7 protein-coding genes (1 of these 7 running past the window's edge) are annotated in these 6,455 nt (G+C 66.1%); 4 read left to right on the forward strand and 3 right to left on the reverse strand.

Annotated features, from left to right (window positions below; all coding sequences use genetic code 11):
* Positions 1–134: 134 nt before the first annotated feature.
* Both glpK and B3446_RS26190 read right to left on the reverse strand, forming a co-directional pair.
* Positions 135–1,661 carry a glycerol kinase GlpK gene (gene glpK / locus B3446_RS26185; RefSeq protein ID WP_291386848.1) on the reverse strand — a complete coding sequence of 509 codons (1,527 nt, stop codon included), beginning with the start codon at positions 1,659–1,661 and terminating at the stop codon, positions 135–137.
* Positions 1,648–3,102 (reverse strand): DHA2 family efflux MFS transporter permease subunit, encoded by a 1,455-nt coding sequence (locus B3446_RS26190; protein ID WP_191579445.1) that lies wholly within the window; start codon positions 3,100–3,102, stop codon positions 1,648–1,650. The genes glpK and B3446_RS26190 overlap by 14 nt, the downstream gene beginning before the upstream one ends.
* 99 nt (positions 3,103–3,201) lie before the next feature.
* Between B3446_RS26190 and B3446_RS26195 the strand changes: the two genes are divergently transcribed.
* The 4 genes from B3446_RS26195 to B3446_RS26210 all read left to right on the forward strand — a co-directional run bounded on the left by B3446_RS26195 (position 3,202) and on the right by B3446_RS26210 (position 5,751).
* The gene (locus B3446_RS26195; protein WP_056564661.1) at positions 3,202–3,390 is read left to right on the forward strand and encodes a DUF3460 family protein; all 189 of its coding nucleotides are present in this window, start codon (positions 3,202–3,204) and stop codon (positions 3,388–3,390) included.
* Between the two features lie 17 nt (positions 3,391–3,407).
* Positions 3,408–4,298, forward strand: coding sequence for a segregation and condensation protein A (locus B3446_RS26200; RefSeq protein ID WP_063956906.1), 891 nt, complete (start codon positions 3,408–3,410; stop codon positions 4,296–4,298).
* 35 nt (positions 4,299–4,333) lie between these two features.
* Complete coding sequence (gene panC / locus B3446_RS26205; RefSeq protein WP_175125960.1) at positions 4,334–5,188, forward strand: pantoate--beta-alanine ligase; 855 nt, start codon at positions 4,334–4,336, stop codon at positions 5,186–5,188.
* A 197-nt stretch (positions 5,189–5,385) separates the two neighbouring features.
* A complete protein-coding gene (locus B3446_RS26210) occupies positions 5,386–5,751 on the forward strand; it encodes a response regulator transcription factor (protein WP_191579446.1) in 366 nt (121 codons plus the stop codon).
* Positions 5,752–5,996: 245 nt separating this feature from the next.
* Here B3446_RS26210 and B3446_RS26215 read toward each other — a convergent pair whose 3' ends face one another.
* A protein-coding gene (locus tag B3446_RS26215) for a copper resistance protein NlpE N-terminal domain-containing protein (RefSeq protein ID WP_291386854.1) crosses the window boundary here: on the reverse strand, positions 5,997–6,455 show its 3' portion. The gene runs 303 nt beyond the window's last position; only the last 459 of its 762 coding nucleotides appear in the window; the start codon falls outside the window, past its right edge — the gene reads right to left on this strand; it ends in the stop codon at positions 5,997–5,999.

The following is a 6,455-nucleotide window of genomic DNA, read 5'->3' on the forward strand; positions in this document are numbered from 1 at the left end:
GTCCGGAGCGAAGGCTCCGGACCGCAATCGTGGGCGATCGCCTCCCCGGTGACCGCGACGTCGGGCGACCTACGGAGACCGGACTCCCCACACAAGAATGTTTGACGGCGTCGCCAACAAAAACAGCCGACGCCTTACTTAGCCGCCCCAGCCGACCAGCCCTTAGACAACTCCACAGCTTGCCGCCACCGCTTCATCCGCGCATCTCTCACGGACTGAGGCCACGTAGGCGTGAACGTGCGTTCAGCCTGCCACTTCGATGCGAATTCATCCTGGCTCGACCAGAAGCCTACAGCCAGGCCGGCGAGGCCCGCTGCGCCGAGTGCAGTCGATTCGGGAACCCGGGGGCGGACAACCGGAACGCCCAGAATGTCAGCCTGCATCTGCATCAGCAAGTCATTGCGTGCAGCGCCGCCGTCGACGCGCAATTCCGTCAAAGCGATGCCGCTGTCCGCATTCATGCACGTCAGCAGCTCAGCGCTTTGCAGGGCGATGGATTCCAGCGTGGCACGAGCGATGTGGGCGCGTGTGGTGCCGCGAGTCAGGCCAACAAGGGTGCCGCGCGCGTAGGGATCCCAATGGGGCGCGCCCAGACCAGCAAACGCCGGGACCATGAAAACGTCGTCCGTGTCCGAGACGCTGGCGGCCAGAGATTCGATTTCTTCGGAACGCTGGATGATGCCCAGGCCATCGCGCAGCCATTGGACAGCAGCGCCCGCAACAAAGACGCCGCCTTCCAACATGTAGGCCGGCTTCCACTTGTCCTGCCCGGGTTGGGGCAGGCCCCAGCCGACCGTGGACAGCAGGTGGTTGCGCGATTCAACGGGCTTGTCGCCCACGTTCATCAGCATGAAGCAGCCCGTGCCGTAGGTGTTCTTGGCCATCCCCGGCGTGAAGCAGGCCTGACCGAAGGTCGCGGCCTGCTGGTCACCCGCCACGCCCGCGATTGGCACGGAGCCGCCCAGCCATTCCGGCAGGGCCTCGCCGACGATGGCGCTGCTGGGCGCGATCTGCGGCAGAACGCTGCGCGGGATATTGAGCAGTGCCAGGATGTCGTCGTTCCAGTCCTGCGCGTGCAGGTCGAACAGCATCGTGCGAGAGGCATTGCTGGGGTCGGTGCTGTGTACCGCGCCGCCCGTCAGTTGCCAGATCAGCCAGGTGTCGATGGTGCCGAAGGCCAGTTCGCCGCGTTCGGCCAGGCGGCGGGCGCCGGGCACGTGGTCCAGCAGCCAGGCCAGCTTGGTGCCGGAAAAGTAGGCGTCGACGACCAGGCCCGTGCGCGCCTGCAGGAAGTCGCCGTGGCCGTCCTGGCGGAGCTGGTCGCACATCGGGGCCGTGCGGCGGTCCTGCCAGACGATGGCGCGGGCCAGCGGGCGGCCGGTCGAGCGTTCCCAGATGAGCGTGGTTTCGCGCTGGTTCGTGATGCCGATCGCGGCGATGTCGGCGGCGGCCGCGCCAGCGTTGCGCAGGGCTTCGCGGGCGACGTCTAGCTGGCTGTGCCAGATCTCGTTGGCGTCATGCTCGACCCAGCCCGGACGGGGATAGTGCTGGCGGAATTCACGTTGGCCCACGCCGCGGACCACGCCGTCGCGGTCGAACACGATGGCCCGGGAGCTGGTCGTGCCCTGGTCCAGGGCTAGGACAAATTCATTCGTCGTCACTGTTTTTCGCGCCGTTCAGGTGTGCCCCGGCCAGCGGGTCGAGGCGTCTAAAGGAGAAAGTCGATGCCATGCACAGCAGGCCGATGACGATGAAGCCGGCAACCACGTCGCTGATGGCCAGCGTTTCGGCGCCGCGCAGCGACATGCTGATGTTCAATGTGACCGCGGCCACCCCGACGCCCAGCGTGATGCCCAGTTGCTGGGCCATGGCCGAAAAACTGCTGGCGCGGCTCATCTTGGCGGGCGGGATGTCGGCATAGGTTAGCGTATTTACCCCCGTGAACTGCAACGACCGGAAGAAGCCGCCCACCAGCAGGATGGCGATCATCAGCCAGACGGGCGTGGCCGGGTTGAAGGCGCCGCAGACGATGATGAAACCGCCCGTCAGTAGCGCGTTCAGGGTCAGCACGCGGCGAAAGCCGAAGCGCTGGACGATGGGTGTGGCCACGAACTTCATCAGCAGCGCGCCGGCGGCGCTGGCGAAGGTGATGAGGCCGGCCGAGAACGGCGAAAGGCCGAAGCCCACCTGCAGCAGCATGGCCAGGAGGAACGGCGTGGCGCCGACGGCAAAGCGGCACAGGTTGCCGCCCAGCGTGGAGATGGCGAATGTGGGAATCCGCATCAGGGACAGATCGATGATGGGGTGTTCGGTGCGCCGCGCGTGCACGCCGTACAGCAGTCCGCACACGATGCCCACGGCGATGAGGCCGAGCAGCATGGGCAGCGGCATCACGTCGCGGCCGATGGCCTCGAAGCCGGTCACCAGCGTGGCCAGGCAACCGGCGCTCAGCAGAAAGCCGACCCAGTCGAGCCGCGGCGTGCCGGTTTCGCGGATTTCCGTGACGTACCGCAGCACCAGAAAAATGCCCAGGAAGCCGATCGGGATGTTGATCAGGAAGATCCAGTGCCACGACATGTACGTGACCATGAAACCGCCCAGCGGCGGTCCGATGACCGGTCCCAGCAGCGCCGGGATCGACAGGAAGGACATGGCCTTGAGCAGATCCTGCTTGGGGACGGTGCGCAGGAGGATGATGCGGCCCACCGGCACCATCATGGCGCCGGCCATGCCCTGCACGATCCGGGCCAATACGAGTTGGGGCAGGTCCTGCGAGATGGCGCAGGCGACGGAACTGAGGGTGAACAGGCCGATTGCGGTGATGAATACGCGCCGGGCGCCGTAGCGGTCGGCCGCCCAGCCGCTGATGGGCACGAAGACGGCGACGGCCAACAGGTACGAGGTGATGGCCACATTGAGCCGCACCGGGGTGGATCCCAGGGCCCGGGCCATGGCGGGCAGGGCGGTCGCCACGACCGTTGCGTCGAGCATCTGCATGAACAGCGCGCAGCCGACGATGAAGGGGATCATGCGCGCCGCGCGCACCGCATCCGGGGTTGACGGTGGAGCGGGATTGGCTGCGGCGGCGGATTCTGCGGACATGTCGGACGGGCTGCGGTGGAAGCCTGACGATTGTAACGCCGGGGATATGGCCGCCGTGAAGTAAACTCGAGACATCTGCAACCTAATGAAATTGGCGTCATGGCGACCAACTACGAATCCGAGATCACCCAGTTCCTCAAGGACTTCAAGAAATCCCACCCTGGCACCGAAGAGCGCCAGCGCGAGGGACGCGCCCGCCTCTGGGACAAACCGCAGGATCAAGAGCTGCTCGAAGGCTTCCGCGCGGCACGCGTGGCGCAAAGGCCGTACGTGTATCAGGCCGACTGATACTCTTCTCGGCAAACATGGTCCAGAACCCCTCGGTGCCAGGCGATGCCCTGGCCAAGCTAGTGGAACCGTCCGTCGACAGCACGCCCGACACCATCGATAGCGTGGCGTTTGCGCGTCTGTACGGCGAGCCGCTGTTCCAGATGCCGACGGACCTGTACATCCCGCCCGATGCGCTGGAAGTCTTCCTCGAGGCGTTCGAAGGGCCGCTGGACCTGCTGCTTTACCTGATCCGCAAGCAGAACTTCAACGTTCTGGACATCCCCATGGCGGATGTCACGCGGCAGTATCTGTCATATGTGGATCAGATCCGCATCACCAATCTCGAACTGGCCGCCGAATACCTCCTGATGGCGGCCATGCTCATCGAGATCAAGTCGCGCATGCTGCTGCCGGTCAAGAAGACCGACACCGGCGAAGAGCCCGAAGATCCCCGCGCCGAACTGGTCCGCCGCCTGCTCGAATACGAGCAGATGAAGCTGGCCGCCCAGAAGCTGGACAAGATGCCGCAACTGGGCCGCGATTTCGTCAGCAGTCAGGCCGTGGCCGACCTCAGCGTCGAGCGCGCGCTGCCCGACGTCAGCGTGGACGACCTGCGCGCGGCCTGGGCCGACATCATGAAGCGGGCCAAGCTCAACCAGCATCACCACATCACGCGCGAGCAGTTGTCCGTGCGCGATCACATGACGCACATCCTGCGCCGCCTGAACGACGTGCGTTTCATGGAATTCGGCGACCTCTTCATGGAGCGCGTCCGCGAGGGCGCGCCTGCCGCGGTCGTGGTCGTGCATTTCATCGCCATGCTCGAACTGGCGCGCGAATCGCTGCTGGAAATCACGCAGGCCGAGCCCTACGCGCCCATCTACGTTCGCCTGGCGTACACCAGCGTGGCAGCCGTCGCGGCCTGATCCTGACCGGGCTCCCGCCCACCCCGGAGATTCCCTTGAAAGTCGTACACACCATCCAGGAATTGCGCGATCACCTGCGCGGACAGAACCGCGTGTCGTTCGTGCCCACCATGGGTAACCTGCATGAAGGCCACCTGTCGCTGATGAAGCTGGCGCGCCAGCATGGCGATCCCGTCGTGGCCAGCATCTTCGTGAATCGCCTGCAGTTCGGCCCGAACGAGGATTTCGACCAATATCCGCGCACCCTGGCCGCCGACATCGAAAAGCTCGAAGCGGCGCGCGACGTCTACGTATTGTTCGCGCCGAACGAGCGCGAGATGTATCCCGAGCCGCAGAATTTCCGCATCCAGCCGCCCGATGACCTGGGCGACATCCTGGAAGGCGAGTTCCGTCCCGGGTTTTTTGCCGGTGTCAGCACCGTCGTGCTGAAGCTGTTTTCCTGCGTGCAGCCGCGCGTGGCGGTGTTCGGCAAGAAGGACTACCAACAGCTCATGGTGGTGCGCAACATGTGCCGCCAGTTCCAGTTGCCCGTCGAGGTGCTGGCGCATGAAACCGTGCGGGCGGACGATGGCCTGGCGCTGTCATCGCGCAACCGCTACCTGACCGACGGCGAGCGCGCCGAGGCGCCGGCGCTGTACGCCGAGCTTCAGGAGATCGGCCGCCGCCTGGCCCAGGGCGAGCGCGATGCCGCTGCTTTGGAGAACGACGCGGCCCAGCGGCTGACGCAGCGCGGCTGGAAGGTCGACTACGTGGCCCTGCGCCGCCAGCGCGATTTGAAGCGCCCCGAGGCCGCTGACCTGCAGGCGGGCGAACCCGTGGTCGTGCTGGCCGCGGCCAAGCTGGGCGCCACGCGCCTGATCGACAATCTGGAATTGGTCTACACGGCCTGAAGTGGCGGGGCGGTGACATCCGGGCGCGCGATGCGGGGCGCTCGGTGCAAGGCGCCTGGTACAGGCGCTTGATTGGGGCGTTTGATTGGAGCGTTTGAGGCGAGGCGTTTTCATCAGCCCCTAGCAGAATTGCCAGCTTACGGCGGCCCGGCCGGCGGGGCAGACTGTTTGCAATCCTACATTGCAAACGAGCTTCCATGCCCTTTCCTCACCCCGAACTCGACGCTGTCCTTTCAGCCCTGACCGCTCGCGAACGCCAGATCGTTGACTACGTGGCGGCTGGGCGCGCCAACAAGGTCATCGCCATCGACCTGGGCATTTCCCTGCGCACGGTCGAGGCCCACCGCGCCCGCATCTTCGCGAAACTCGGCGCCCGCAACGCCATGCAACTCGCTTGCCGGCTGTGTGCCCACGGGCAGTCCGGCGCATCGCCCGTTCCGGGCGCGCACTGGCCGTCCCGCACTATGCCGCCTTTCGTCCGCCCTGGCGCGCCGGCCCAGGCATTGCACGAGCCCGCCAGCGAATACGGCGACTGCCCGGCAAAACCCGATGTTCCTCCCTGACGGCGATTTGGCGCAGGCGGCCTTGTGCGCACTCGTAAGGCAAGCCGTGCGTCGCAGCCAAAACCCTTCACCATAACGTGCTGCCGTGGGGCAGCCGTATTCCGCCGCGCGTGTCCTTTCACCGGGCCCAATGGCTGCCGGCCAAAGAGCTCGGGCCTGACGAACAAGGTGTTCGTCAGGCCCGGGTGGGGTGCGGCGGTGCTTGTCCTGCGGCGCTCAAGCGCCGTGGGCGGACATCCCTTCGATCAAGGGCACTTGGGCGCCGCGGCGCTGGCCAGTTCGTCGATCGGGTCCAGATCCGGCTGGCGGGTCAGGTTGTAGTTCAGGTTGGGCGTCTGGCCGCCAATGGAGCGCACGCGCAGCACGTTGTTGGCCGCGACCACGAACTCAACGCGGACATTGCCTTGGCCGTCCATCAGGATGACGCGCGGCGGGCGTTCTTCGGTGGCGTCCCAGCAGCCTTGCTCGGAAACAGGCGGGCCCTTCTTGGGATCGTTGTCCAGGTAAGCGGTGCGGCCGCGCCAGCGGCCATTGGGCGCCAGCGTCAACGTCACGCGTTGGGCCGTGCACTGCATGGCGGGCGAAAAACACGGCAGCGTGCCCATGTAGGTTTGCGGCTGCGGAACGAGGCTGTGGGTGATGCCGTTGGCCGCAGGGGCAGGGGCCACGGGGGCGGGCGCCGAGCCGCCGGCGCCGCCAGCGCC

The sequence above is a fragment of the Achromobacter sp. UBA5777 genome (assembly GCF_002418565.1).
In the GTDB taxonomy this organism is placed as follows: domain Bacteria; phylum Pseudomonadota; class Gammaproteobacteria; order Burkholderiales; family Burkholderiaceae_B; genus Achromobacter; species Achromobacter animicus.